Source organism: Peribacillus sp. NPDC058002 (genome assembly GCF_042886655.1).
GTDB classification, from domain to species: Bacteria; Bacillota; Bacilli; order Bacillales; family DSM-1321; genus Peribacillus; species Peribacillus aracenensis.
In genome coordinates this window covers 3,377-3,914 of the sequence record NZ_JBHVQU010000300.1, presented here as the reverse complement: position 1 = coordinate 3,914, position 538 = coordinate 3,377, and the positions used below count along the sequence as shown (strand labels likewise).

General features: G+C 45.5%; 1 protein-coding gene. It reads right to left on the bottom strand.

Features of this window, described 5'->3' with window-relative positions; genetic code table 11:
• A partial coding sequence (locus tag ACFVSH_RS23895; protein ID WP_387708212.1) for a hypothetical protein occupies positions 1 to 538 on the bottom strand: 538 nt, incomplete at both ends.

Here is a 538-nt window from a genome sequence, read left to right as displayed (position 1 = left end):
ATGCACTCATAAAAAATGTAAAGATTGCGGACAACGCAAATGTACATGCACTCATAAAAAATGTAAAGATTGCGGACAACGCAAATGTACATGCACTCATAAAAAATGTAAAGATTGCGGACATCGCAAATGTACATGTAATTATAAAAAATGTAAAGATTGCGGACAACGTAAATGTACATGTAATCATAAAAAATGTAAAGATTGCAGACAACGTCCATGTAAATGCTCATCGAAACAAGTACAAAAGATAGAGCAAATTGTGAAAGTGAATGTAAAAGCTCCTCAAGGCTCTCAAGGTCCTCAAGGCTCACAAGGTCTGCAAGGATTCCAAGGCCCGCAAGGATCCCAAGGCCCACAAGGATTCCAAGGCCCGCAAGGATTCCAAGGCCCGCAAGGATCCCAAGGCCCGCAAGGGTTCCAAGGTCCACAAGGATTCCAAGGTCCGCAGGGGTTCCAAGGTCCGCAAGGCTCACAAGGTCTGCAAGGATTCCAAGGCCCGCAAGGATCCCAAGGCCCGCAAGGGTTCCAAGGTCCA